The organism is Microbacterium sp. STRO-2N (assembly GCF_057747775.1).
In genome coordinates, this window is sequence record NZ_CM173223.1 from 325,637 (window position 1) to 351,038 (window position 25,402).

At 64.9% G+C, this 25,402-nt stretch carries 20 protein-coding genes and 1 pseudogene; 17 read left to right on the forward strand and 4 right to left on the reverse strand.

Going from position 1 to position 25,402, the window contains the following annotated elements:
• The first annotated feature begins 52 nt into the window (after positions 1-52).
• The 12 genes from AC3ANN_RS01320 (at position 53) to AC3ANN_RS01375 (ending at position 17,624) form a co-directional block, all read left to right on the forward strand.
• Complete coding sequence (locus AC3ANN_RS01320; protein WP_488339212.1) at positions 53-1,372, forward strand: ABC transporter substrate-binding protein; 1,320 nt, start codon at positions 53-55, stop codon at positions 1,370-1,372.
• Complete coding sequence (locus AC3ANN_RS01325; RefSeq protein ID WP_488339213.1) at positions 1,369-2,394, forward strand: carbohydrate ABC transporter permease; 1,026 nt, start codon at positions 1,369-1,371, stop codon at positions 2,392-2,394. Before AC3ANN_RS01320 ends, AC3ANN_RS01325 begins: the two co-directional genes overlap by 4 nt.
• 25 nt (positions 2,395-2,419) lie before the next feature.
• Positions 2,420-3,316, forward strand: a complete 897-nt coding sequence (locus AC3ANN_RS01330; RefSeq protein WP_488339214.1) for a carbohydrate ABC transporter permease — start codon at positions 2,420-2,422, stop codon at positions 3,314-3,316.
• 44 nt (positions 3,317-3,360) lie between these two features.
• Entirely contained in the window at positions 3,361-4,278 is a 918-nt protein-coding gene (locus AC3ANN_RS01335; protein ID WP_488339215.1) for a family 43 glycosylhydrolase, read from the forward strand.
• On the forward strand, positions 4,272-6,560 hold the full coding sequence (locus AC3ANN_RS01340; protein ID WP_488339216.1) for an alpha-L-arabinofuranosidase C-terminal domain-containing protein: 2,289 nt from the start codon (positions 4,272-4,274) through the stop codon (positions 6,558-6,560). The genes AC3ANN_RS01335 and AC3ANN_RS01340 overlap by 7 nt, the downstream gene beginning before the upstream one ends.
• Positions 6,561-6,729: 169 nt before the next feature.
• On the forward strand, positions 6,730-7,626 hold the full coding sequence (locus AC3ANN_RS01345; RefSeq protein ID WP_488339217.1) for an AraC family transcriptional regulator: 897 nt from the start codon (positions 6,730-6,732) through the stop codon (positions 7,624-7,626).
• A 389-nt stretch (positions 7,627-8,015) separates the two neighbouring features.
• Positions 8,016-11,411 carry a carbohydrate-binding protein gene (locus AC3ANN_RS01350; RefSeq protein WP_488339218.1) on the forward strand — a complete coding sequence of 1,132 codons (3,396 nt, stop codon included), beginning with the start codon at positions 8,016-8,018 and terminating at the stop codon, positions 11,409-11,411.
• Between the two features lie 121 nt (positions 11,412-11,532).
• Complete coding sequence (locus AC3ANN_RS01355; protein WP_488339219.1) at positions 11,533-13,812, forward strand: alpha-L-arabinofuranosidase C-terminal domain-containing protein; 2,280 nt, start codon at positions 11,533-11,535, stop codon at positions 13,810-13,812.
• A gap of 92 nt (positions 13,813-13,904) precedes the next feature.
• The gene (locus tag AC3ANN_RS01360; RefSeq protein WP_488339220.1) at positions 13,905-15,020 is read left to right on the forward strand and encodes a Gfo/Idh/MocA family protein; all 1,116 of its coding nucleotides are present in this window, start codon (positions 13,905-13,907) and stop codon (positions 15,018-15,020) included.
• 41 nt (positions 15,021-15,061) lie between these two features.
• Positions 15,062-15,946, forward strand: coding sequence for a DUF6807 domain-containing protein (locus AC3ANN_RS01365; RefSeq protein ID WP_488339221.1), 885 nt, complete (start codon positions 15,062-15,064; stop codon positions 15,944-15,946).
• Positions 15,943-16,692, forward strand: coding sequence for a cupin domain-containing protein (locus AC3ANN_RS01370; protein WP_488339222.1), 750 nt, complete (start codon positions 15,943-15,945; stop codon positions 16,690-16,692). Before AC3ANN_RS01365 ends, AC3ANN_RS01370 begins: the two co-directional genes overlap by 4 nt.
• Positions 16,689-17,624, forward strand: coding sequence for an aldo/keto reductase (locus AC3ANN_RS01375; protein WP_488339223.1), 936 nt, complete (start codon positions 16,689-16,691; stop codon positions 17,622-17,624). Before AC3ANN_RS01370 ends, AC3ANN_RS01375 begins: the two co-directional genes overlap by 4 nt.
• On the opposite strand, the gene AC3ANN_RS01380 is transcribed toward AC3ANN_RS01375, so the two are convergent.
• Positions 17,536-18,066: an aspartate 1-decarboxylase gene (locus AC3ANN_RS01380; RefSeq protein WP_488339224.1), complete on the reverse strand. Its 531-nt coding sequence runs from the start codon at positions 18,064-18,066 to the stop codon at positions 17,536-17,538. The two genes, AC3ANN_RS01375 and AC3ANN_RS01380, sit on opposite strands and share 89 nt — an antisense overlap.
• 244 nt (positions 18,067-18,310) lie before the next feature.
• Entirely contained in the window at positions 18,311-19,396 is a 1,086-nt protein-coding gene (locus AC3ANN_RS01385; protein ID WP_488339225.1) for an ROK family transcriptional regulator, read from the reverse strand.
• A 173-nt stretch (positions 19,397-19,569) separates the two neighbouring features.
• On the opposite strand from AC3ANN_RS01385, the gene AC3ANN_RS01390 reads away from it, so the two are divergent.
• From AC3ANN_RS01390 to AC3ANN_RS01400, 3 genes are all read left to right on the forward strand, one after another.
• Positions 19,570-20,712: a Gfo/Idh/MocA family protein gene (locus AC3ANN_RS01390; RefSeq protein ID WP_488339226.1), complete on the forward strand. Its 1,143-nt coding sequence runs from the start codon at positions 19,570-19,572 to the stop codon at positions 20,710-20,712.
• Between the two features lie 101 nt (positions 20,713-20,813).
• Positions 20,814-21,146 (forward strand): EthD domain-containing protein, encoded by a 333-nt coding sequence (locus AC3ANN_RS01395; RefSeq protein WP_488339227.1) that lies wholly within the window; start codon positions 20,814-20,816, stop codon positions 21,144-21,146.
• 172 nt (positions 21,147-21,318) lie between these two features.
• The gene (locus tag AC3ANN_RS01400; protein WP_488339228.1) at positions 21,319-22,371 is read left to right on the forward strand and encodes a substrate-binding domain-containing protein; all 1,053 of its coding nucleotides are present in this window, start codon (positions 21,319-21,321) and stop codon (positions 22,369-22,371) included.
• A gap of 227 nt (positions 22,372-22,598) precedes the next feature.
• Here the strand turns inward: AC3ANN_RS01400 and AC3ANN_RS01405 are convergent, their stop codons facing one another.
• Positions 22,599-23,267: a helix-turn-helix transcriptional regulator gene (locus tag AC3ANN_RS01405; RefSeq protein ID WP_488339229.1), complete on the reverse strand. Its 669-nt coding sequence runs from the start codon at positions 23,265-23,267 to the stop codon at positions 22,599-22,601.
• Positions 23,268-23,518: 251 nt separating this feature from the next.
• Between AC3ANN_RS01405 and hxlB the strand changes: the two genes are divergently transcribed.
• Positions 23,519-24,103 carry a 6-phospho-3-hexuloisomerase gene (gene hxlB, locus AC3ANN_RS01410; protein WP_488339230.1) on the forward strand — a complete coding sequence of 195 codons (585 nt, stop codon included), beginning with the start codon at positions 23,519-23,521 and terminating at the stop codon, positions 24,101-24,103.
• 69 nt (positions 24,104-24,172) lie between these two features.
• The gene (hxlA, locus tag AC3ANN_RS01415; RefSeq protein ID WP_488339231.1) at positions 24,173-24,796 is read left to right on the forward strand and encodes a 3-hexulose-6-phosphate synthase; all 624 of its coding nucleotides are present in this window, start codon (positions 24,173-24,175) and stop codon (positions 24,794-24,796) included.
• 305 nt (positions 24,797-25,101) lie between these two features.
• On the opposite strand, the pseudogene AC3ANN_RS01420 reads toward hxlA, so the two are convergent.
• Positions 25,102-25,400: pseudogene (locus AC3ANN_RS01420) on the reverse strand (winged helix-turn-helix transcriptional regulator).
• Positions 25,401-25,402 lie beyond the last annotated feature (2 nt).

A 25,402-nucleotide genomic window follows, 5' to 3' on the forward strand; every position in this document is an offset into this window, starting at 1 on the left:
AATAGGCCCCACCCGAAGAAACACCCAACCTGCACACAAGAAGGGAACAGCGATGTTCAAGGAGAAGTACCAGGGCAAGATTGGCGCCACCGCCGGTCTCGTGGCGGTGAGCGCTCTTCTGCTCAGCGGCTGCGCGGCCGGTTCGGCCGAAGACGGAGTGACCGAGCTCACCGTCATGTACGCGAGCAACGAGTTCACGCCCGAGATGGTCGCTGAGTTCGAGAACGATAACCCGGACATCAAGATCGACCTCATCGAGCCTGATGACGCCCGCCTCAACGCAATGGTCACCGCGGGCGATCCTCCCGATCTGGTGCGTTCGGGCCCATCAGCGAACCTCTTCGCGCGAGGCCTCGCTCTCCCGCTCGACGATTACATCGCTGCCAGTGACGTGATCGAAGAGGACGATCTCCTCGCGGCGAACGACGCGTGGAAGTGGGATGGCACCGTCCGCGGACAGGGTGAACGATTCGGCATTCTCAAGGATTGGAGTCCCGACGTCAGCTTCTGGCAGAACACGCAGTTGCTCGAGAGCGCCGGCCTCGAGCCGTTCAGCACGACCGAGCCCACCACCTGGGACGAGCTCTTGGGTGCCGCGGAGCAGCTCAAGGCCGCCGGGGTCGAGTACGGGCTGGGACTGGAGTGGCAGTGGGGCCTCGGCGGCCTCCTCGCCGCGATGGTTGCCCAGGGCGGCGAGCAGCTATACAACGACGACCTCACCGAGATGAACCTCGAGAACGAGGCCGCGTACCGCTCGCTCCAGTGGCTTGCCGACTACGCATCGAGCGGCGCGGGCGTGACGAGTGAGAACCCCCTGGCCGACGGTTGGGATCTCCCGTCGTTCCAGGCAGGCAAGATGGCCCTCACGCTCGACGGCTACTGGCTCGGCGGCAACCTCATCGGCGACGAAGCTGCCGGCGTGCGCGACTACGTGCAGCTGATCCCCGCCCCTACCTGGGACAAGGGCGGAGAGCGCTACAACCCGGTGGTCGGCGGAATCGGCGGGTACATCCCCGTCGGATCGAAGCACCCGGATGAGGCGTGGCGCGTGATGGAGTACTTCTTTGGCGGAGCACCGGCCGTTGAGCGTTCCAAGAGCGGCTGGGGTCTCCCCGCCCTGGAGTCGCTGTGGGCCAATCTCCCCACCGAACTCCCGTTCCAGGCATCGGCAGCCGAAACTGTGAACGGCGAGCTCGAACACATCGGCATCGCGGAAGACTCGCCGTACCTCGCGGGCACGGTCCTCACCGATGCCCTGAACACCGAGGTGATCGCGCTCTCGAAGGGCGAGATCACAGTGGAGGAGGCGGCGAAGAGCATCCAGGATCAGGTGAACGTCGTGCTCAAGGAGACGAAGGACCAGCTGGGATGACTACCGACCTGAGACCCATCTCAGGAACCGAGGCCGTGGGTGACAGCACCCGCGGCCTCGGCCCCCACCGCGAAAGTCCACCCGCTCAGCCGCGGACCGGGCGCGGCTGGAAGCGATACCGCGGTCGAACCTTCTACGCCTTCGCGTCGCCGTGGATCGCCGGCTTCATCCTGCTGACGTTGGCGCCGATCGTCTACGCCTTAATATTGAGCCTGACAAATTACGACGGCGCCTCGCCAAAGTGGCGTTTCGTCGGCTTCGACAACTACTTCCGCCTATTCTTCGAAGACCCGGCGGCCTGGGAGTCGATGGTGCGCACATTCGCATACGCCTTCGTAGCCGTGCCGCTCAGCGTCGCCGGCGGATTCTTCCTTGCGCTGCTCGTGAACCAGCGGATCCGCGCGCGAGGCGTTGTCCGCGGAATCTTCTTCCTGCCGTCGGTCGTGCCGGTCGTGGCCACGGCGATCATGTGGCGACTGCTCTTCAACCGCGACGTCGGTCTGGTCAACGGAATCATCGAATTCTTCGGCGGTGAAAAAGTAACCTGGCTCGCTGACCCATGGGCATTCTACGTCCTCGTGATCATGACGTTATGGGGCCTCGGCGGCGGGATGATCATCATCCTCGCATCGCTCCAAGACGTGCCCCAGGAACTCGAGGAGGCTGCCCGTCTCGACGGTGCGGGGAGTCTGCGAGTGATGTGGAATATCACGGTCCCGTTCGTGTCCCCCGTGCTGTATTTCCAGGTCATCACCGGCATTATCGGTGCACTGCAGATGTTGGTTCAGCCGATGCTGCTCGCCGAATCGACCAAGGCAACCTCCGTTCTGTCGCTCGTGCCCGAGAGCACCACGCTCTACATGGTCGAGGTCTACAAGGAGTTCTTCTCCAACCACCGACTCGGCTATGGGTCGGCGATGCTCTGGGTGTTCTTCGTGCTGATCCTCCTGCTCACGTTGATCGTGCAGAAGATCAGCAATCGGCTCGTGTTTTACCAGACAGACACCGACGACAAGAGCTGATTCGGATCGATCGGAGGAACGCATCATGACCACCACACAAGCCATCACCCAGGGGCCCCGGGCCCGCCGCCGCTGGCGGCAGCGGGACACGACCGATCAGGGGCAACGGGCCTCGGTGTACACGTACATCCTGCTGATCATCGCGATCACCCTGTTCGTCGTACCGTTCCTCTACATCGTGCTGACCTCGATCGCCAGCACGACTCAGATATCGGAAGGAACTGCGGGGCTATTCGCGCTCGATCCTCAATGGTCGAACTTCTTCGAAGCCGTGACCCTTATCGACTTCCCGAAGTACGCGCTCAACTCGCTGTTCCTGGCGACTTTGACTGCCGTGCTCACCACCGCGAGCAGCGCTGTGGTCGGCTTCGCATTCGCCCGACTGCGTGCCCGCGGACGCAGCCTCCTCTTCGGACTCGTTCTCGCGACGATGATGATTCCCGCCGTCGCGACGTTGATCCCCACTTATGTGATCTTCGCGCGTCTCGGCATGGTCGGCACGTACTGGCCGTGGGTGCTCTGGGGGCTCGCGGGCACCCCGTACTTCATCTTCCTGTTCCGGCAGTTCTTCACGTCGATCCCACTCGAGCTGGAGGACGCGGCGATCATCGACGGCTGCGGATGGTGGCGCACTTTCGTCTTCGTCTTCCTGCCCCTGGCCAGGCCGATGATCCTGACGGCACTGCTGCTCTCGTTCACCTGGAGCTGGGGCGACTTCCTCGCGCCCAAGCTTCTCCTGAGCGCTGACAACACGACCCTCGCGGTAGCCATGTCGGCCGGATACCTCGATCCGATGGGCAACCCGCTCATCAACATCCAAGCGGCGGGCGCATTGCTGTACCTCCTTCCGGTCATCGTGATCTTCGCGCTCTCGCAGAGGTATTTCATGGGCTCATCGCTCGGATCGGCAGTGAAGGGATGAGCGACGGAATGGTGCCAATCAACCCACCGTTGTTCCGGGATCCGATGCACGACGGAGCCACCGACCCGGTGCTGGTCTTCAACCGGGCAGAGCACTCCTGGTGGCTGGTCTATACCGCGCGGAGGGCGGATGCCCCGTCGCTGCCTGGCGTCGAATGGGTGCACGGCTCCAATCTCGGGGTTGCCTCGAGTGACGACCGCGGAGTCACCTGGACCTACCGCGGCGTGATCGAAGGTCTGGATCTGGAATGGGGCCACCACACTTACTGGGCGCCCGAGATCGTCGACGACGGTGAGACCTACCACATGTATGTATCGGTCATCCGCGGAGTGCCGGGTTCGTGGCCGGGTAGCGAGCGCCGGATCCGCCACTATACGAGTCCCGATCTGCTCACCTGGACGTTTGGTTCCGTCCTTGAACTCTCTTCGCGATTCGTGATCGACGCCTGCGTGGTGCGGCTGCCGGAAGGCGGCTACCGGATGTGGTTCAAAGACGAGGCTGACGACTCCGCGACATGGTTCGCGGACAGTCCCGATCTGTATTCGTGGAAGGTGGGCGACCGGGTGATCGCGCATCGCCGACACGAGGGACCGAACGTATTCGCCCTCGGCGGCAAGTGGTGGATGATCGTCGACGAGTGGGAGGGCCAGGGGGTGTTCGTCTCAGAAGACCTCCATGAATGGGCGTCGCACGGCCGCATCCTCGACAGTCCCGGCGTCCGCCGCGACGACGGTGGCCCCGGTCACCACGCCGATGTCGTGACCACGGCCGCCGACACGGCAGTGGTGGTGTACTTCACGCACCCGGGCCGCTCCGCGAACCAGCTCGGCGACGGATACGAGAGCCGACGGTCGTCGATCCAGGCGGCCATTCTGCGGGTGGTGGATGGCATCCTCGTCTGCGATCGGGACGCCTCGTTGCCGACTCCCCTCCTCCCGGCGGACGGACCCTACGGATGGTGAAACTGACGATCCGCGACGATATGGTGTCGCGCCCGATCAGCCCCGACCTGTGGGGAGTCTTCTTCGAAGACATCAACTACGCCGCCGATGGCGGGCTCTATGCGGAGCTCGTGCAGAATCGGTCATTCGCGTACACCAACGCGAAGGTGCCGGACTGGGGACCGCTGACAGCGTGGGAGACGACGGGGGAAGTCTCCATTCAGCGAGACGACCCGCTCTCTTCGGCGTCACCGGAGTATGCGCTCCTCACAGTGGGCGCAACGTTGACGAATCACGGCTTCGACGGCATCCGCCTGGACCAAGGAGCCGAGTACCTGTTTCGGGTGTTCGCCCGGGCCGCCGAGCCAGCCCGGCTCACCGTCACTCTGGGGGACTCCGCCGGGTCAACGACGGCCGAGATCCTTGTCGATGATGACCACTGGGTCAGGTACGAAATCGCCCTGCGCGCGGAAGCCTCCTCCGCGGTCGGTCAGCTCGTTCTGCACGCTGCGGGTGCGCCTATCGCCCTTGACGTCGTGTCCCTGTTCCCGGTGGATGTGTTCCGGGGCAGCGGGAACGGCATGCGGCCCGACCTCGCGGAGGCGATAGAAGATCTGCGCCCTCGGTTCATGCGCTTCCCTGGCGGCTGCGTGGCCCACGGTTCTGGGCTTGCCAACATGTACAGATGGCCTGCGACTCTCGGCGAGCTGCAGGACCGCGTGCCGGACTTCAACGTCTGGGGCTACCATCAGTCGTTCGGGCTCGGTTACCTCGAGTACTTCCGTTTCTGCGAGCAGATCGGTGCAGCGCCTGTGCCGGTGCTCGCCGCTGGCGTCTGCTGTCAGAACTCAGACGGCGGCCAGCACGCGGTGCCCGAGGAGCAGATGGCGGACTACATCGCCGAGGTGCTCGCGCTCGTCGAGTTCGCGAACGGCGACGAGACGACACCGTGGGGTACTCGTCGCGCGGCCCTCGGCCATCCGGAGCCGTTCGGTCTGCGCTACCTCGCGATCGGCAATGAGGACGAGATCACGGCTGAGTTCCGCGATCGATTCGCTCGTATTTTCCTCGCGGTCCGTGAAGCCCATCCGGAGGTCACCGTCATCGGGACAGTGGGTCCTGCGGCTTTCGGTGCGGACTACGAAGATGGATGGCAGTTCGCACGTGAACTGCAGGTGCCGGTCGTCGACGAGCATTCATACAAGGCGCCCAAGTGGTTCTTCGAAAACGTCGACCGATACGACGCGTACGACCGCAGTGGACCGGCCGTCTACCTGGGTGAGTACGGGTCGAAGGGGAACCGCATGCTGAACGCGCTCGCGGAGGCCGCGTACATGACCGGGCTCGAGCGCAACGCTGACATCGTGCGTCTCGCCTCCTACGCGCCGCTCCTTGCCAAGTCAGGACACACGCAGTGGACCCCTGACCTCATCTACTTCGATAACGAGCGGGTCATGCCGAGTCTGAACTACTACGTGCAGCAACTGTTCTCTACGACCGCCGGCGATCGGCACGTGCCCGTCGAGGCCGAGCAGGCCCCAGTCTTCAATCGCCCGCGCCAGGAGTTCGCCACCATCGCTGTCGAGGCCACCGGGTTCCGTGTGGCGTTCAGCGAGCTGTCCCTCAACGGTGTCGCTGCGCCGGATATCGTAGCGGACACGCACGACGGCAGGATTACGCTTCCCGTGCGGGTGGACGAAAGCGACTACGTGGTGCAAGCACGGGCGATCGCACTCGAGCGCACGGCGGGACTGGAGATCGGATTCTCGGTGCATTTCGGGGCCGTCGGTTCACCCGACAGCTGGGAATGGGCATTCGGCACCTGGCTTAACAGGAGTCTTACCCCGCATTACACGGCTGACGGCGACCGCGACGAGTTGATGCCTTCCATCCCCTTCTCAGTTGAGATCGGTCGCGAGTACGACATCGAGATCCGTGTCACCGAGGCCGGGGCGCACATCGAATATCTGCTCGATGGGGTCCTCCTGCAGGAGTACACCGATCCGCGGTTGCCTGAGCAGCGCTTCGTGGCCGGCTGCGTCGTCGACGGCAGCACAGGTCGACATGCGCTGCGGATAGTGAACGCGACCGGCGAGCCGCAGGTCGTGGAACTCTCGAGAGCCACCCACGGGCCTCTGCCGGAGGCACGTGTGATCACGCTCGCCGCAGACCTCCATGCCGGAGCGGCCTTCGAGACTTCACCTGCCATCCCGACCAGGACCGCACTCGCCGCGGGTGCGCCCGTTTCGATAGCGGCCCACTCCCTCACGATCGTCGAGTGGAACTCCCCAACGGTCGCCTGATGAGCGCTGTGCCGATCGTGGAGGGGCTTCACAGGCAGCCCGTTCAACTACTCTCCACGCCGCAGAGCGGCGGCGGGGGGCGCAATACGATGACCTCACGCGTGGTGCCGGCCGACCACGAAGGTTATTCACACGCCGCTGGCCACCTTGGGTGCCGAAGGCGTACCAGATGAGCGTGGGACCACCGCTGCGGTCCGAGGGATTCCCCGGGCAGCGATTGCGGGTGCTCCCGCGACCCCTCGCGGCGTCCGCGTCACGCGCGGCGATCACGTCACGATTGCTCGTGACGGACGCCGGCTACTTCCCGAGGGCCGATCGCCATGGACGAGTCCGCCCCCAGGGGGCCGACGAGCTCATCGTGATCTTGTGCACCGAGGGACGTGGGCACCTCGACGTCGGTGGGAACGGCGTTGCGGTGAGCTCTGGCGACGCGGTCGTGATCCGGCCGCGAACGCCGCACGCCTACCGCGCGGACGCGAGCGATCCGTGGACGATCTGGTGGCTGCACGTCGACGGGCCGGACGCCGACGAGTTCTGCGAGGCGATATGCGGACCTGCCCGTGCCCACGCGAGCATCGCACCGCGCGATCTGCTCGCCGCGACGGACAGCATGAGCGAGATTCTCGCGCGAATGGAGGCGGATGAGACAGCCGCGAGCCTCTACGAAGCCGCCGGGGCCGCGTGGCGCCTACTCGCAGGACTCGCCGCGGACCGATTACGCGGCCCTGCAGTAAGTCGCGACCGCATCCAGATGGCTCTCGACCATGTCCGCCGCCATCCGGAGCAGCCCATCAGAGTCGGTGAACTAGCGCGCGCCGCGAATCTGAGCGTTTCGCACTTCTCCGCGCTGTTCACGGCAGCGACCGGCTCATCCTTCGTCGACTACGTGCGCAGCCATCGCATGGCGCGAGCTCGCGAGCTCCTCCTCACGACGGACGACACGATCGCCGCCATCGCGGGCAAGGTCGGGTACCCGGACCCCTTCTATTTCGCGCGGCAGTTCCGGCGCGTCAACGGCATCACGCCGACCGGCTTCCGTCGCGCCAGCTCGGGGCAGACGCCCTGAGCTGGCGCGTGAGTGCGGCTCAACCACACGGACTGGTAGGGCGCGGCAGCCGAATGCCATTCCGCTGTCGGTGAATCGTCCAGGGGGCTCCGCGAAACGCTCACGGCCGCGCGCTGCCACCTTGATGGGGCTCGCGGAGGCCGTGCTCAGGCGATGGATGCACTACGGGTTGGGCGAGCACGGTCAGGACGCCGACGCGTCTCGCCAGCATCCTCTTGGAGCGACCATCCTGTCTGGGCGCGCCCGTCAGCGCTGCGACGGAGCGCCCCGGCGCCGACCACGCATTCCGCAACCATCTAAGTGCCCTCCGTCCCGCCATCGCCGAGCGCCGTTCCCTGCGGCACGTCATGCCCATTCGAGCGCGTCAGCGATCCCTGCCGCGCGCTTCGTTGAGCGAGACGATCCTCGAAGCCTGCACGGCGTCGACAACGGTGCGTATTCGTGAGCGCGGCGACGAGTCGGGCCGGCCGTGCCCACATTCCGGAGGATCGTCCAGGCACCGGCGAGATTCGCCCATGGCCCTCGGCGGCAGGCAATGGCGAAACTCGCTATGGATCTCGATTCATATGGGATCGATCGGACGACACGACGAGTCGGCAGCGCGACACCCATCTCGCATCGCAGCGGGCGGCGTGCCGGGCAGGAGAGAGAGCAGGGTCACGGTGGAATCTCCGACGAGGGCGCGCACGAGGCGCCTCAGCATCCTCACGACCTTCGCGATCGTCGCGGGGCTGCTCGTTCCGGCGTTGGCTGCGCCGCCCGCGATGGCCGCCGAGACAAGCGTTACTGTGAACCACAAGGCGATCACGACCGAGCGCGGTACCCCAAACCTCACCTACTACTCATGCCCCGCCGGCCAATGGGACCACTACTCGGCTGTGAGCTGGGGCCCGGCTGGATGCTCGCTCGAAATCGCCTTCACGGGCCACACGGTCGAGATGTTCGGCACGACGCGCAGTGGCCATGGGACCGGCACGGTCTACGTCGACGATGTGCAGGTCGGGACCATCAACTACGGAACCGCGACGAATTCGACTGTGCGGCGGATGGCGTCGTATACGGGGCTCGTTGACGGTCCTCACACACTCCGGCTCGTCGTCGCTGGCAACGGCGTCGACCATTCGTCGGCCTTGTTCAAGAGCGGGACTCCCGACACGAGCGACGCGCTCGACTGGCTCTACGGCGCGGTCAAGCACAAGGTCGCCGCCGACTACACGACGGGCTCGTGGCCTGCCTTCGCGGCTGCCCTTGCGACGGCTCAGCAGTTCGTCGAACCCAAGACCGGCACGCCTGCGGAGCGCGAGACCGCGCGTGCGGCGCTGCAGTCGGCATCCGAAGCGCTGGTCATGGTGCGCGGCCTGCGGGATATCCTCGCCAGATACGCGACGCGCGTACCGGCCGACTTCACCGCAGACTCCTGGGCGCCGTTCGCTGCGGCGCTGCCTGCGGCGGCCGACATCGCGGCGGCGAGCGGTGCAACGACGACGCAGGTCGTCGCCGCCAAGAATGCCGTTCAGGATGCCGCATCCTCTCTTGTCCCAGTCTCGGAGGGCAGCTTCCAGTCCATCTCGAACAACACCTTCTGGAACGACATTGACGGCAACCCGATCTACTCGCAGGGTGGCGGCATCTTCCGGTTCGGCGACACCTACTACTGGTACGGGGTGCACTACACGGGCGCAGCGCTCTACCGGGCGAATCCCACCAGGCTCTTCAACAACGACGTGAAGTTCGTCTCCATCCCGGTGTACTCATCGAAAGACCTCGTGAACTGGAAATTCGAGAACGACGTTGCCACGACCCAGACACCGCTGAGCATTCCCGCGTCCAAGGGGACCGGGTTCGCCCGGATGACATCGCTCGCCGACGCCTCATGGCTGGGGCGCACGGGCGTCGCCTACAACGAGAACACCGGCAAGTACGTGCTGCTCATCCAGATGGGACAGGACAAGTATCCCGACCCCGACGGCCAAGGTGGCGTGCTGTTCCTCCAAGGCGACTCACCGACGGACGACTTCGAATACGTCAATCTGCAGAAGCGCATCATCAACTCGCCCACCGACTCGACCGGCGACCAGACAGTCTTCACCGACAACGACGGCACGGACTACCTGATCTTTTCGAACAGCAGCGGTCGCGGCCGCGCATTCGTCTCCAAGCTTGCTGAGTCCGATTCACTCTCGATAGAGCCCGCCGTCCAGATCGGCTACAACGCGCAAGGCCGCGAGGGCAACGCGATGTTCTCCTATGGAGACCGCTACTACATGGCGGCCTCCGCTCTGCACGGGTGGAACACCTCGCCGAACTACGTCATCGCATCACAGACCGACGAGATCCAGGGCGCGTACTCGTCGGAGTTTGTACTGCCGGGCACGGAGATGGACTACAGCCACGTGACACAGACTGGCTTCTTCGTCACCGTGCAGGGCACGAAGAAAGAGACTGTGCTCTATGCGGGCGATCGTTGGGCGGACTTCGCATGGAACGGCCTCGGCTACAACCAATGGCTGCCGATCGACGAACAGGACGGTCAACTGCGCTTCCATTCCGTCAGCGACTGGGAGTTCAACGCCATCACCGGGGAGTGGCGGATCGGGGCAGATAACAACTACGTGCTCAACCCCGAATTCGCGGCCGACCGCATCATCGTCCCCCAACTGACGGGGTGGACAAATCGCATCGACCCGGATTCGATCGGTCACTCGATCATCACGAATGTGAACCCAGGGGCTGGGGGCACGCGGTTCGCCCTGCGCCTCGGCGGCACGGACATGTTCTCGGGTGGCGTCTCTCAGACCGTCGAGGCTCCTGACGGCGCCTACCGCTTCTCGCTCAGCTCGGATACGGCGGGCGGCTTCGAGTACGCCCGCGCCGTGCTTGCGACGGCTGGCGGCGAACGCCACGAACTCGACCTCAACCGCACCACGACCGGGTGGGAGTCCTCAGAGCTGACCGACCTCCCTATCACCGGCGGCTCGGTGACGGTGACCCTGGAGGCGCGTGGCACTGGCGGCCAGACGATACGGCTTGACGGACTAAGTCTTATCCGCCAGACCGTCGACAAGGTTGCGCTTCAGGCTGCGATCAGCGAGTACGCCGGGCTCTCAACCGATGACTACTCCGCCACTAGCTGGTCGGTCTTCTCGGCGGCGCTGACCGCGGCGCAGAGCCAGCTCGGGTCGGCGACGGCCACCCAAGCGGCTGTCGATGACGCAACGGAGGTGCTGATCGCGGCCGCGACGGCACTCGATCACGCTGTGGTCGGTGTGGCGCTCGAACTACCTAGGGCGGTGTATGCCGTGGGTGAGGAACTCGGTGACGTCACGGTGACCGCCAAGCGCGCCGATGGATCATCCGCGATGCTGCCGGCGGAGCACTACACACTTTCGGGATTCACGTCCGCCACCCCCGGACCGATCGTCGTCACAGCCGCAGTGGACCCCGAACTCATCCCGACCGACTCGGCCCCGGTGAGCGCGACGGTCAGAGCGACCGTTGCGACGGCGTGGGGTCCCGACGCCGTGTTTCTCACAGGATCCGAGGTGGCATACGAAGGATCGCTGTGGAGAGCCTCTTGGTGGACGAACAACCAGACCCCGGGAGACCCCTACGGCCCATGGCAACAGATCATCAGTGGGCCGGACGGGACGGCGGTATGGACAGCGAGCCGCATCTTCACGTCCGGAGAGATCGTCATCCACGATGGTGCGCGGTACTCCGCGTCATGGTGGACGCGCAATCAGAAACCCGGAGAGCTCTACGGCCCCTGGCGTCGGTCGGGATGACGGGCACGGATGATCGCCGCGTCAGCAAGTACATGCCGGGTGCGAACGACAAGCGACCTTTCATTGCGCGGCGTTCCTCTGACGGAGTGACGGTCAGGGCTGCGGCGGGAGGAGAGGCTCGATGACGAAGATCCGGATCGATACTCGCGGCCCCCGACGCGAGATCAGCCGCGATCTGTGGGGGATCTTCTTCGAAGACATCAACTACGCCGCAGATGGTGGGCTGTACGCCGAGCTCGTGCAGAACCGATCCTTCTCCTATAGCGAGGCCGACGCGGCCGGATGGAGCGCCCTGACCGCCTGGACGACGACCGGCGCCGTAGAGATTCGTGATGACAGCCCCCTCTCGCCGTCCGCGCCGACCTACGTCCGCCTCGGCTCGCCGAAAGTCGCGAGCAGTATCGTGAACGGAGGATTCGGCGGCATCGTCGTCCGTGCGGGGGAGCGGTACCGGTTCTCCGTGTTCGCGAGGGCGGATCGGATCGTGCCGCTCGATGTGACCCTCCGCTCAGCGGAGGGATCATCGACCGAACACGTCACGCTGGAACCGAGCGGGTGGCGCCGACACGAGGCGATTCTGAGTCCACACTTCGCCTCAATGTCTGCCGAGCTCGTGCTGAGCATTCCCGCGGGCGCGGCCGCCGACGTCGACTTCGTCTCGCTGTTTCCCGTGGATGTTTACGGGGGAAGCGACAACGGGATGCGCATCGACCTCGCCGAAGCGATAGCCGCCCTGAAGCCGCGGTTCATACGGTTCCCTGGCGGCTGCATCTCGCACGGCCTCGGCCTCGAGAACATGTACCGTCGGCCGACCACCATCGGTCCGGTGCACGAGCGCCGGCAAGACCGCAACCTCTGGGGCTATCACCAATCGATGGGGCTCGGCTACTTGGAGTACTTCCGCTTTTGCGAGCAACTCGGCGCTACCCCGCTACCCGTGCTCGCAGCCGGGGTGTGCTGCCAGAACACCATCGGAGGTCCTCAGGCGATCCCTGTCGAGAATTTCGATGCGTACGTGCGCGAGATCCTCGACCTCATAGAGTTCGCGAACGGCGCGGCTGACACGCGCTGGGGCGCCATCCGCGCGTCCCTTGGTCACCCCGAGCCGTTCGGGCTGCGATACCTCGGGATCGGCAACGAAGACCAGATTGACGATACGTTCCGTGATCGATTCACCAGAATCTTCACCGCAGTGCACGCCGCACACCCCGAAGTCGAGGTCGTCGGAACTGCAGGCCCCGCACCGCTGGGGAGCGACTACGAGCTGGGCTGGGCACTGGCGCGCGAACTGAACGTACCGATCGTCGACGAGCACTCATACAAGGCCCCGAGCTGGTTGTTTCAGAACGTGGATCGTTACGACCGGTACAACCGAAGCGAGGCGAGTGTCTACGTGGGAGAGTACGGTTCGCGCGGCAACACGTTCCTAAACGCTCTCGCTGAGGCGGCCTACATGACCGGCCTCGAGCGCAACGGGGACATCGTTCGCCTGGCGTCCTACGCGCCACTTCTCGCGAAGATCGACCATGCGCAGTGGGTCCCCGACCTTATCTACTTCGACAACACGCGCGTCCTGCCGAGTCTGAACTACTACATCCAGCAGATGTTCGCCGATACCGCGGGCACTGCGGTGATTCCGGTCGAGGTGGACGAGGCACCGGTGTTCGTGAGATCGACATCACCCGATGTCGGACTCGCCCTGAGCGCCGAGGGATTCGACGTGAAGTGCGAGCTGATAGCACTCAATGGCGCGAGGGCCGCGGACATCACAGTCGCGAGTGGGGGCGCAGTCCACGTCGTCCCTGTGCAGGCATACGGCGGGGACGCCGTCATCGAGCTGCGGTTCACCGCGACTGGCGGGGATCCTGATCGCGGAAACTTTGCCGTCCACTTCGGCGCCGTGTACACCCCAGACGGCTGGGAGTGGAATTTCGGGACATGGCTGAACCGTACGATCACCCTTCTGCGCAGCACGGACGGGTTCCGCGACGAACAGACAGGTGGTGTCCCGTTCACCGTCGAACTCGGGCGCACTTATGACGTCAAGATTGAGGTCCACGACGCAGGGCGCCAACTCCGGTTATGGGTTGACGGCGAGTTGGTCCAGGAGTTCGAGGACCCGGCGATGCCGGAGCAGCGCTTCGTCGCTACGTGCATCTACGACGACCGGTCGGACCGCGCGCACCTGCGAATCGTCAATGCGACAGGCGCCGAAGTGGAGCTCGACATCGTTGACGCGCTCGGTGGACGGGTGAATACCGGGCGTGTTCGTCAGATCGCGGGCGCGCCTACCGCCGGTCGTCCGTTCGAAACGGCCCCGTTCGTCCCCAAGTTCCTCGGCGAGCGGGATCGCGTTGTCGCGCCCGGGTACTCCTTCTCTGTCATCGAGATTCACACATAACAGGCGGTTCTCGATTCGCTCCGCCGAACCCTCGATTCAGCTCCTCGGCGTCCGCCCGATATCCCACCGACACAAACCAGGAGATCACCCGCATGTCCGGACCACGTCCGCGTTACCGCATCGGCATCGTCGGCACCGGCGGTATCGCGCACGCCCACGCAGCCGCACTGAACAGTCTCGCGGCACGCGTCGAAATCGCCGGTGTCGTAGACCTCGACCATGACCGCGCCACGGCGTTCGCCAATGAGTTCGCCGTCGACCACGTGTACCCGGACACTGCAGCGCTCTTCCGTAGCGAGGACCTCGACCTGGTGTGCGTCTGCACTCCGCCTCAGACGCACACTCCACTTGCCATCGAAGCGATGCGCGCGGGCGTGCCTCCGCTCGTGGAGAAACCGACAGCCCTGAGCCTCGGCGAGGCCGACGACCTCGTCGCCGTTCAATCCCAGACCGGGGTTCCCGTACTCACTGTGTTCCAGCACCGGTTCGGCGTGGCTGCGAGACACCTCGCGGCATTGACGCAAGCGCACGTGCTCGGGCGGCCGCTCGTCGCAACTTGTGAGACGCTGTGGTATCGGCCGGACGCCTACTTCGACGTTCCCTGGCGCGGCCGCTGGGACGTCGAAGGCGGCGGCCCCACGATGGGCCACGGCATCCATCAATTCGATCTACTGCTCTCGATCCTCGGCCCGTGGTCCTCTGTCAGTGCGTTCGCGGCGCGACAGTTGCGCCCGACCGATACCGAGGATGTCTCGATCGCACTCGCGCGCTTCGAGAACGGTGCCCTCGCAACCGTTGTCAACTCGCTCGTTTCACCCCGCGAGACGTCACGGCTGCGGTTCGACTTCGAGTTCGCATCTGTCGAGGTCGAGCATCTCTACGGATACAGCAGCGAGGACTGGACGTTCACACCGGTCCCGGGGCGTGAGTACCTCGAAACTCGCTGGCGCGAGGGCCTCGACTCGGGCTCGACCAGTGGGCACCGCGACCAGCTAGCCGCCATCCTCGATGCTTTCGATGAGGACGTCGCACCCGGCGTCGGCTTGACCGACGCCCGACGCACTCTGGAGTTCGCGGCCGCGACCTACGCCTCAGCTTTCCGCGGCCAGACGGTCGACGCGGGCGAGCTCATCGGCGACGATCCCTTCGTCCGATCGATGAGCGGCGGGATGGCCCCGTGGGCTCCGGTCAGGGATGTCCTCGCATGACCGCTCTCCGCATCTTCCACGAGCTGGGCTCGTCCGTCTCCGTGGGCGACGGCGACATAGAACTGTTCACCTACGTGTACCAACCCGCGACCGCTCAATTGGAGTCGCCGAAGCCGTACCTGCATCCGATCCGGACGCGCCGCGGCGAAGTGGTCAGTCTCTTCCGCCCGCACGACCACGTCTGGCACAAAGGTATCGGCTGGGCGCTACCAGTCGTGAACGACGAGAACTTCTGGGGCGGGCCGACGTACGTGCATGGTCAGTTCTACGTCCAACTTCCGAACAACGGCACACAACAGCACTCGGGCGACGTTTCGCTCCGCTCGGGCGAGCAGGCAACCGTCGCACACGAACTGCGTTGGATCACCCAGTCGCGTGAGACGCTCTTCACCGAACGGCGGACCTTGACGGCGCGAACGCTCAGTGACGACGCGTGGGCTCTGGTGTTCACCACGCGCCTCACGAACGTCGCATCGCGGCCGATTGCAATCGGCTCACCGACGACGCGCGGACGCGAGAACGCCGGCTACGGCGGTCTGTTCTGGCGCGGACCGCGGTCCTTCACCGGTGGCACTTTGGTGGCACCAGGTGCGTCCGGTGCCGGCGAAGACCTGCGCGGTTCGAGGCACGAGTGGATGGCCTTCGCCGGAGTACACGACGACACGGGCGCCACTTCCCTTGTGCTCATCGTCGACGATGCTGCTAATCCTCATCATCCCCCGCAGTGGTTCGCGCGCTCCGAGGAGTTCGCCGCTCTCAACCCCGCGCCGTTCTTCAGCGAAGAAGTAGTCGTCGCTTCCGGTGACACCGTGAGCTTCCGCTACGCAGTCGGGGTCGCGGACGGGGGAGCGGAAGTCGCCAGTCCCCTAGCTGACACCCTTCGCGCGACGTTGGCTGCGGCGGAGGCGCACTTGGAGCGATCATGATTCCGACGTTCCCCGGAGGGACGTCCGTCACGCTGCTAGATGTATACGAGGACGTCGCCACCGACGGCCTTCGCGGAGGTAGCCCGCACATGCACCTCGCGTCGAGCGAGTGCTACGTCGTGATCAGCGGTCGCGGCGCCCTGCACACCGTCGACATGAGCGGGGTGCGCGAGACGGCGCTTCGGGAAGGCTCCGTCGTCTGGTTCACGCCGGGCACTATCCACCGGTCCATTAACCACGGCAATCTGCGGGTTCTCGTGATCATGGGCAACGCCGGTCTGCCGGAAGCGGGCGACGCGGTTATGACGTTCGCGTCCGAGATCGTCGCGGACCCCGCGCTTTATGCCGCTGCCGCCGCGCTGCCGGTGGGCTCGCTGCGGGAACGAATCGACGGCGCAGCCCACCGTCGCGACCAAGCAGTTACGGGGTTCCTCGCGATTCGGGATGCCGCGGTGCGCGGTGACCTCCGCCCGCTGCAGGACTTCTACGCCGCAGCGGCCACGCTCGTGGAAAAGCAGGCGTCCTCATGGGCCGACATCGTCGCGTGCGGGCCACTCCTGCAAGCCCAATGGAGCCGAGAACACGCTCTTGCGATCGCACGTGGTGACCTTGACCACCTGGCCACCGGCGGTGTCAGGGATGCGCCGCAGCCGACCGCAGAAAGACACTTCGGGATGTGCGGTCGTCTGGCGGCGTACGACATCCGAGACCATCAAATTGTTGACGAGACAGGGGCAGACTCATGAAGACCATTGCGCTCACCGGCATCGACCGGCCCGCACCCAACGTTGTACTCGGGCTGATGCGAATTCAGGAACTCGACGACGATACGGTGCGCACGCTCGTGCGGACCGCGCGCGATGTCGGTATCGATTTCTTCGATCACGCAGACCTCTATGGCACCGAACCACACGGCTGCGAGCGGCGCTTTGCCGAGGCGTTGCGACTGAGCGCCGCGGAGCGAGCACAGATCAGTATCCAGACCAAGACGGGCATTGTCTGGCCCGGGCCCTACTTCGATTTCTCGTATGAGCACATCGTGTCGAGAGTGGAGGGCTCACTCCGTGCGCTTAGCACCGACTACATCGACATTCTGCTTCTGCACCGTCCCGACGCGCTCATGGAACCTGACGAGGTGGCGCGCGCCTTCGACGAACTCGAGGCGTCGGGCAAGGTTCGCGCATTCGGTGTGTCGAACCACACGCCGCGTCAGATCGACCTTCTCAAGAAATCCGTGCGTCAGCCGATCGTGGCGAATCAGGTTCAATTGTCGATCACTCATGCTCCCGCAATCGCTCAGGGCATCGCCATGAACATGCAGGGCGAGGATCAGGCACTCACGCTCGATGGTGGCGGCGTGATCGACTACTGCCGACTGCATGACATTGCGATCCAGGCCTGGTCACCGTTCCAGGCGGGGTTCTTCACGGGAGTATTCCTCGGTTCGCCCGACTACCAAGAGCTGAACGCAGTTATCGATCGCCTGGCAGCAATCTACGATGTTCCTGCCGTCGCGATCGCCGTCGCCTGGATCACGCGACACCCCGCCGCGATGCAGGTCGTGCTAGGTACGACGACGCCCGACCGCGTCACCGCCGCGGCGCAGGGCACTGACGTGTCTCTGACGCGCGCAGAGTGGTATGAACTCTTCCGCGCGGCCGGTTATCGCGTGCCGTAAAGGAAGGCTCAGGGCGATGCCGCGCGCCCGCGAGGCGCTCGCGACCAGCGCGTTCGCGCACGATTCGGCGGTCGCCCTCGACGTAGTTGCGTGCGCCACGGCATGCCTCATCCCGGAGGCTAAGCACCCGGATACCCACAGCCGGAGCGCACCGCGACAAGCACCCACGGCCGAGTCCGTTGACCCGCACGGTTGGTGCGGCTAGGTCGATCTGCTGCGGCGGCCGTGGGAGAGACTGCCGCAACGCCACGAGCCGCGCCACAGTCTTCTGCTCCATCGCAGACCTGCGCGGTAATCGATCGTGTTCTCCGCTGATCGCGTATGATTCGAACCTCGCGCCGTTGTTGATGTCGACGGTTTGGACTTGCTCGAACGGAAGGATGTCCCCGCGCTCGAGGAGTTCGGCGTCAATCGTGATCGATCCCTCGAGTGCAAGTCGCATGCTGTGACGGTCGCTCGGTGCAGTTTAGATTTCAATAGCCGCCGCCTCGTGGGAACCCTCTCAATGCGGCCCGTGGTGCTCCACCGGGGTCGCGCCCACGCGGCCGCGTCCAAGTGCAATGTCGTTGCCGGAAGCGTCGGGTACCATCACCAGCGGTCGGGTGCAAGGTGACCCTAGTGCGGAGTTGACGTTGGGCTGCTCTCGGTTCGTAGCCTGAACACCTGCGCCGGCAGACGGGTTCACATCACGAAGCGACTCTCTGAGGAACCCCGGCGACTTCCAATGCGAGCCGATGTGCTTCGAGAGCCGCGCCGGCAAGCGGGGTTACGTGGCTTGTGACGAATTGCGGCGGATCGGTCGTCAAAGTCGCGATTCGGTTGGCGAGTACCGCAGTGAAGTCGGGGAAGTTACTGAGGGGTCCGCCGAATGCGATGGCGCTCGGATTGAGCGCGACCGCCATGTTAGCGACCGCCAGCCCGAGAGTTGAAGCTATCGCCGCGGCCGACGGGGGGAGCGGGTGTTGGCCCAGGAGTTCGATGGCGGTCGGCAGGTCGAACACGTGGCTGCCAGCCTTCCCGAGCCCCAGTCCGGCGAGCTTCTCTGTGATGTCCAGGTCTTCTGACGGATCCGGGCGCAGGTAGCCGATTTCTCCCGACAATCCCCGGCGTCCACGCAGAAGTCGGCCGTCGAAGATTAGGCCGGCACCGAGTCCGTCGCCCAGGTAGACGTAGATGAAGTCGTCGCAGTCCTTGAGCACTCCCGCCCGGTGCTCCCCGATGGTGGCCCAGTTGACGTCATTGTCGATCACCAAGCGTTTGGCCTCTTGGAGATGGAGCTCTGCTCGGGGCTTGAGGTCGGGTGCGGGGAAGACGGATTTGGACAGCACGACGGGGTCGCCGGTGTCAGCGTCGACGGGGTCAGCGATCGACACGGCGACCGCGAGCAGCGGTGCTGAGTATTCCGATGCAGACTGCGCAAGCAATTGGTTCGTGTTGGCGGCCACGTCGTCGAGTCTGTGGCCCGGTGCTGCCTTGACTTCGAGAGTTGACTGAACATTGCCGTGTAGGTCCATTGCCTGCACCGTGATGAAGTGATTGTCGATCACGACCGCGAGGGACCGACCGAACCCTGGGTTGAGTTCGAACAGCGTCGCGACGCCTCCGCGCCTGCCCTCACGTTTACCTACATCTCTAACGACGCCTCGGTCCACAAGTCGTGCGACCGCTGCCGCAACCGCCGGCTTCGACAGGCCAGATGCCTCGGCAACCTCGGCCCGGGACATTGATGCGCCCGACTGGGTCAGTGCAGCGAGCACATGCTGATCGGTCATCGACGCCAGGACCTCAGGGCGCGGTGCGATGAGACGTGTCGCGGGCGTTGCGCGATTAATGCTTGACACCATCGAAGTCCTTCCCTAGCATCAACCAGCATTCAGTAATCTACGTTTACTGAATCGGGGTTGTCCCGCTCTCGGGTCGCCCCAGCAATCACCGGAGGGACACCATGGCGAGCAGTGGCGCAGTAGGCATCGGCGTAATCGGCGCGGGGATGATCAGCGATCAATACCTGTCCTTCCTCTCGAGATGCGCGGACGTGCGTCTTGTCGCCATCGGGGACGTCGACGCCGGTCGTGCCGCCACCCAGGGAGATCAATACGGGATCCCGGTGTCTGGCATGCCACAGCTCGTCCTGGACAACGATCAGGTCGAAATCGTGCTTAACCTTACAATCCCGGAAGCGCACGTTGAGGTCTCCACGAACGCTCTGCAGGCGGGAAAGCACGTGTGGAGCGAGAAGCCCATCGGGATCGACCGGGCCTCCTCCAAGAAGTTGGTGGACCTCGCCAACGAGAAGTCGCTTCTGCTCGGAGTCGCCCCGGACACGGTTCTCGGACCGACGTGGCAGACCGCAAAAAGAGCGATCCAGGACGGCGTGATCGGAACGCCTCTCACAGCGGTCACCGCCTTCCAGGGACCCGGTCCCGAGGTTTTCCACCCCAATCCGGGCTTCCTGTATGCCCGCGGGGCCGGTCCGCTGTTCGATATCGGACCGTACTACCTGACTGCGCTCGTTCAGCTCCTCGGTCCCATCACTGAAGTGCTGGCCGCCGGGCACCGCAGTCAGGATCACCGCCAGGTACTCGTCGGGCCCAATGCGGGGGAGGCGTTCCCGGTGGACGTTCTCACCCACATCGCTGTGGTGAGCAACTTCGCCGGCGGCCAAACGGCGTCGTCGTTGATGAGTGCCGACATTCCGCGTCACAAGCACGGAGTGTTCGAAGTGCACGGCACTGAGGGAACCCTCGTTCTCGGCAACCCCAACTACCACGGAGAGATTCCGATCCTCCGTTACGGCAAGGGCGCCGAAGTCGAAGGGATCGAACTCATCCAGCACCCCACGACCATCCCCGAAGTCGGACCGCTGACAACGAGGGGGGTAGGCGCGCTCACCATGGCTCGCACTGTCCGCAGTGGCGGAGCCCTGCACGTCGCGACTGGTGAGCTCGGCTACCACGTACTGGACGTCATGGTGAGCATCGAGGAATCAGTCGCCAGTCGAGGGTACGTGCCTGTCGAGAGCACGCTCGATCCGATTCCCGCCCTGCCAGCTGACTTCGACCCGTTCGCGGCGACCATCGCTCCGTGACGGCTGGACGCTCACGGCGCGGCTGAAACCCACTCCAGTGTCACCGGTCAGCGCCGTTGATGTCCGGGCCGCATCAGAAATCAAACACCAGAGGAGAAACCATGCCCACCCAGATCTTTGCCACGTACCGCCTTCACGACGGAGTCGATCCCGCCGCATTCATCAAGTGGTCCCGCGAGGTCGACCAGCCGGCGTGTCGGCAAGCGCCCGCTATTCACTCCTTCAAGGTCTACTTCGTCCCTGGAGACAGCGTCGACATCAAGGGTCGCGCGGTCGGCGGTCGCACGTTCAACGTCGTCGAGGACATTGTCGCCGAGAGCTGGGAGGCGTTGCAGGAGACGTTCGCCTCGGACGACTGGAAAGAGATCGGGGCAGCGTGGGCCACATTCGCCGATGAGGGCTCACTGCAGTTCCATCTCACCGAAGTGATCTAGCTGGACGCTGGCCCGGGCCGCTGCCGATCCGGGCCAGGGCTCCGCGCACACGTCACAGCAGATGTACCCGGGCAATCCCGCGGCCGTGCCGTTGCCCACCCCGACAGCCGTCGGGAACACCCGAACGGTCCCTCGCACGGCGAGGTCCGCAAAAGTACAAGGAAGTACAGCCATGAAGAAGTCCCGTGCACTGAGTGTCCTCGCTGGAGGACTCGCCCTCGCCCTTGTCGTCGCGGGTTGCAGCAGTGGAGGTTCGCCCGAGGGTGAGCCCGCCGGTGGTGGGGGCGACGAGACCTACGTCGTCGGTATCAGCAATACCCTCGCCAGCAGCCTGTGGCGGGAGCAGATGATCTGCTCGATCAAGGCGGAGGCTCTTGCCAGCGGCAAGGTCTCCGAGGTCATCACTGTCAGCAAGGATGGTGGCCCCACCGAGCAGATCCAGGACCTGCAGAACCTCATCTCCCAGGGCGTCGACATCCTCGTCGTCAACCCGTCCGACCCCGAGAAGCTCAACTCCATCATCGCCGAGGCGAGCGCGCAGGGGATCACGGTCGTTGCGGTCGACTCGGCCGTCACTGCCCCGGAAGCACACGTCATCACGAACGACCAGGTCGCGTGGGGAGAGCTGGAGATGCGCAAGCTCGCCGAGATGATCGGCGGTGAGGGCGATGTCCTCTACATGCGTGGCATTCAGGGTGTCCAGGCCGACATCGACCGTGACACCGGTGTGAAGGCGGCGCTGGAGGACTACCCGGGCATCACGCTCAAGGAAGTGTGGACCGGTTGGGACTACACCAAGGCAGGCGAGATCGCCGTACAGGAGTTCAGCGCGAAGCAGTACGACGCGGTGTGGACTTCGGGGCCGGACTATCCCGTCGTGAACGGCATCCTCACCGCCGGGCGTGACCTCGTGCCCCTCGGCGGCCAGGGATCGAACGAGTTCATCAAGCAGCTCACCGATGGGGCCGAGGGCGTCCTGGTGACGAACCCGCCCGCCATCGGAGGCGCCGGTCTCAATGTCGCACTGCGCGTCATCGGAGGCGAAGAGGTCGAGCGCGACACCATCATCGACCCGGAGGTCTTCACGTCCGCGGATAACGCTGACGAGCTGGCAAAGATGTACCTCCCGGACGAGGCTCCGAACTTCATCACCACGCTGTCGGTGCCGGGGCTGACCACCTACACGGACGAGCAGGTATTGGCGTGCAAGGGTCCCGGTGAGTGATACGCCTCACCGCCTGAAATAGATCGCAGTGAGGGCGGTCGCGTGCAAAACGCGACCGCCTTCACTGCGTCTTGCCCGCGCTCACAGAAACGGACGGCAGCGGACGCGGTCACGGACTCGGCCGGCCACCTGGCACCCGTCCCACCGTCGCTTGCCGCGCTACGTGCCGTCGCTCCCTGCCGGGCGGCTACCGATTCGAATAGGTGGCGTCAGGCCCGATGGGTAGGTCAGCTCCGTGTCAGCGCCACCAGTTCTGTTCTCGAGGCCGCGCCCGACTTCTGCAGGAGGTTGGACACGTGGAACTTCACCGTGTTCTCGCTGACTCCGAGCGTCTGTGCGATCTCGCGATTGCGGCGCCCTGCGATCACCAACCGCAGCACGTCTCGCTCACGTGGGCTGGCGTCCAACGCGCTGGAGAGCGCGTCTGAGTCAGCGGGCGGGTCCAGGGGCAAGCAGATCTCGATCTCTGAGCCCCATCCCGGTGTCGAGGCAACGGCAAGGCGGCCCGCGATAGCGGCGACCTGCTCCGCCACCGGGCGAAGTGCATCGTCATGAACCGACAGATCGCCGCGTCCGTCGTCGCGGATCGCGATCAACAGGTGGAGTCCGTCACAATCCCACTGAATCCGTACTCGGGTCGTCTCGCCCCGGTCGACGATGGCCAGCACTGCTGTCCGCACGATAGCTCGAGCGGCGTGCGCAATTTCACCCGGAAGCGCCCGCCCGTTCGCTGGTGGCTCCACGAACTGTACATTCAGCTCGCTGTATCGCACGAGTGGCCGCAGATCGCCCTGCAGCCGCTCGAACGCGCCGACCACGGGCTCAAGCGCAGTGCTCTGCTCGTCGCTCTGCTCGCGGAGTCCGACTAGTGCCCCGGCAGCGACGTCGACTGCCATGGTGCGTGCTGCGCGGTCGTCAAGACGCGGTGATCGCAACGTCGCTAGGAGCGTTTCGAGCGTCAGAGCGTGACGGTCTCGCTGCTCGGCGAGAGCGCGGGCTCGGTCTGCGGTCGCGCGACGGGAGGCCACGGCAGGGGAGCTAGTGGCGGACGTCACCCACCCATCCTAACCCGGCCCCTCCTTTCGAGTAGTTGAGACCGTTCTCGAGAGGGATGGGCTAGCGACTTGGTGTGCGGAACCCTGGTGGGATGGCCTCCTCGAATGTGACCGTTTCGTCTGCCGCAGCGATCTCGCTTGTGGCTAACGAGGTGCTGCGAGCGTCTGAACGCGCAGCTGTCGCAAGTTCAGAACAGCTTGACGCCCTCGGTGACCTTCTTCTCGCCGCCAATCGTGTGTTCGTCGGCGCCGCGGGGCGCTCGGGAATCGCGCTTCGGATGACCGCGATGCGCCTCATGCACCTCGGACTCAACGTCCACTTCGTGGGTGATGTCACGACGCCGGCCATCGGTCCTGGTGACGTGCTACTCACCGCAAGCGGGTCGGGAACCACGGGGACGGTCGTGCGCACCGCGCAACTCGCGGTCAGCGCGGGTGCACAGGTCGGTGCCATCACCGCGGCCGCCGCTTCACCGTTGGCGCAGGTGTCCCAGGTCGTCGTCGTCGTTCCGGCCGCCCAAAAACTGGACCGCACCGCCGCGGCGTCAGACCAGTACGCGGGAACCCTCTTCGAACAGGTTGTCGTTCTGATCGGCGACGGCCTGTTCCATGCGCTCTGGCAACGCCAGGGCTCAAGCGCCGACGACCTTTGGCCGCGGCACTCGAACCTCGAGTAGCTCCACCCCGAGCAGCTCGACCCCTGATCGCCGGCAGGCGACCGAACCCATCATCAACCCGGAGTACCCATGAAACTGCAGTTTGCCATCGACACCCTGACCACCGAGAAGGCTCTCGAACTCGCCGCAGCGGCAGCCGCGCACGTCGACATCCTCGAGCTCGGCACCCCGCTGATCAAGAGTGAAGGACTCGCTGCGATCACCGCTCTGAAGTCCGCCCATCCCGACAAGGTGATCTTCGCGGACCTCAAGACGATGGATGCCGGCGAGCTCGAAGCGGACATCGCGTTCGGGGCAGGCGCTGACCTCGTCACCGTGCTCGGCGCGGCAGATGACAGCACCATCGCCGGTGCGGTCAAGGCGGCACAGAAGTACGGCAAAGGGGTGGTCGTTGACCTCATCGGGGTGGCGGACAAAGCTGCTCGCGCGAAGGAGGTCGTCGCACTCGGTGCGCAGTTCGTCGAGGTCCACGCCGGTCTTGATGAGCAGGCTCAGGATGGCTACTCCCTCGATACGCTGCTGCGTGCTGGCGAGGCCTCGGGTGTGCCGTTCTCCATCGCGGGTGGCGTGAATGCCTCGACGATCGGCTCCGTCCGCGACTCCGGCGCCCAGATCGCTGTGGTCGGAGGCGCCCTCTACGGCGCACCCGACGTGACCGCCGCTGCCGCGGAGCTGCGTGCGGCCATCAGCTAACGACAACCCGTGACTCTCGAGTCGTGGCCTGGGGTTCCAAGGAACTCCCCGGCCACGACTGTGCCCGCACTCACCGCCGGGAGGCAGCAGCGCCGACACTCGCTTGTTGGTAAGTGTCCGCCACACGCGATCCGTCGGGGCATGTCCACGGCCGCGACACCGGCAACCGAATCGGGGGGGGGGGGGGGGGGGGATCCCACTAACGGCGCCTCAATGACTTTGTGCACTGAATCATTACCGCGGAATGGGCCCCCTCATCGCTCAGGGGCGGCCGTCGTAGTCGTTCCTGGCGGCGACGATGTCGCTCACGTGTTCCGTGGCCAGACCTCCAAGGCACTCAACGGGTTCGCGAAGCGACTGGCCGGTAGGGGCAGTTCGTAGTCCACGCGAGTCGGGATTCGGGCGGTGATCGTCCGCGTCGCCAGTCCGTCCCGCTCGAGCCCGCGCAGCGTCTGCGTCAGCATCTCTGCGAGATGCCGTCTACTCGCGCTCGCAACTCGCTGTACCGGAGTGGCCCTTCACTGAGCGAGCCGACTACGAGAACCGTCCAGCGATCTCCGATCCCGTCAAGCGCCCGTCGTGTGTGGAGTCTTCTGACACACACTC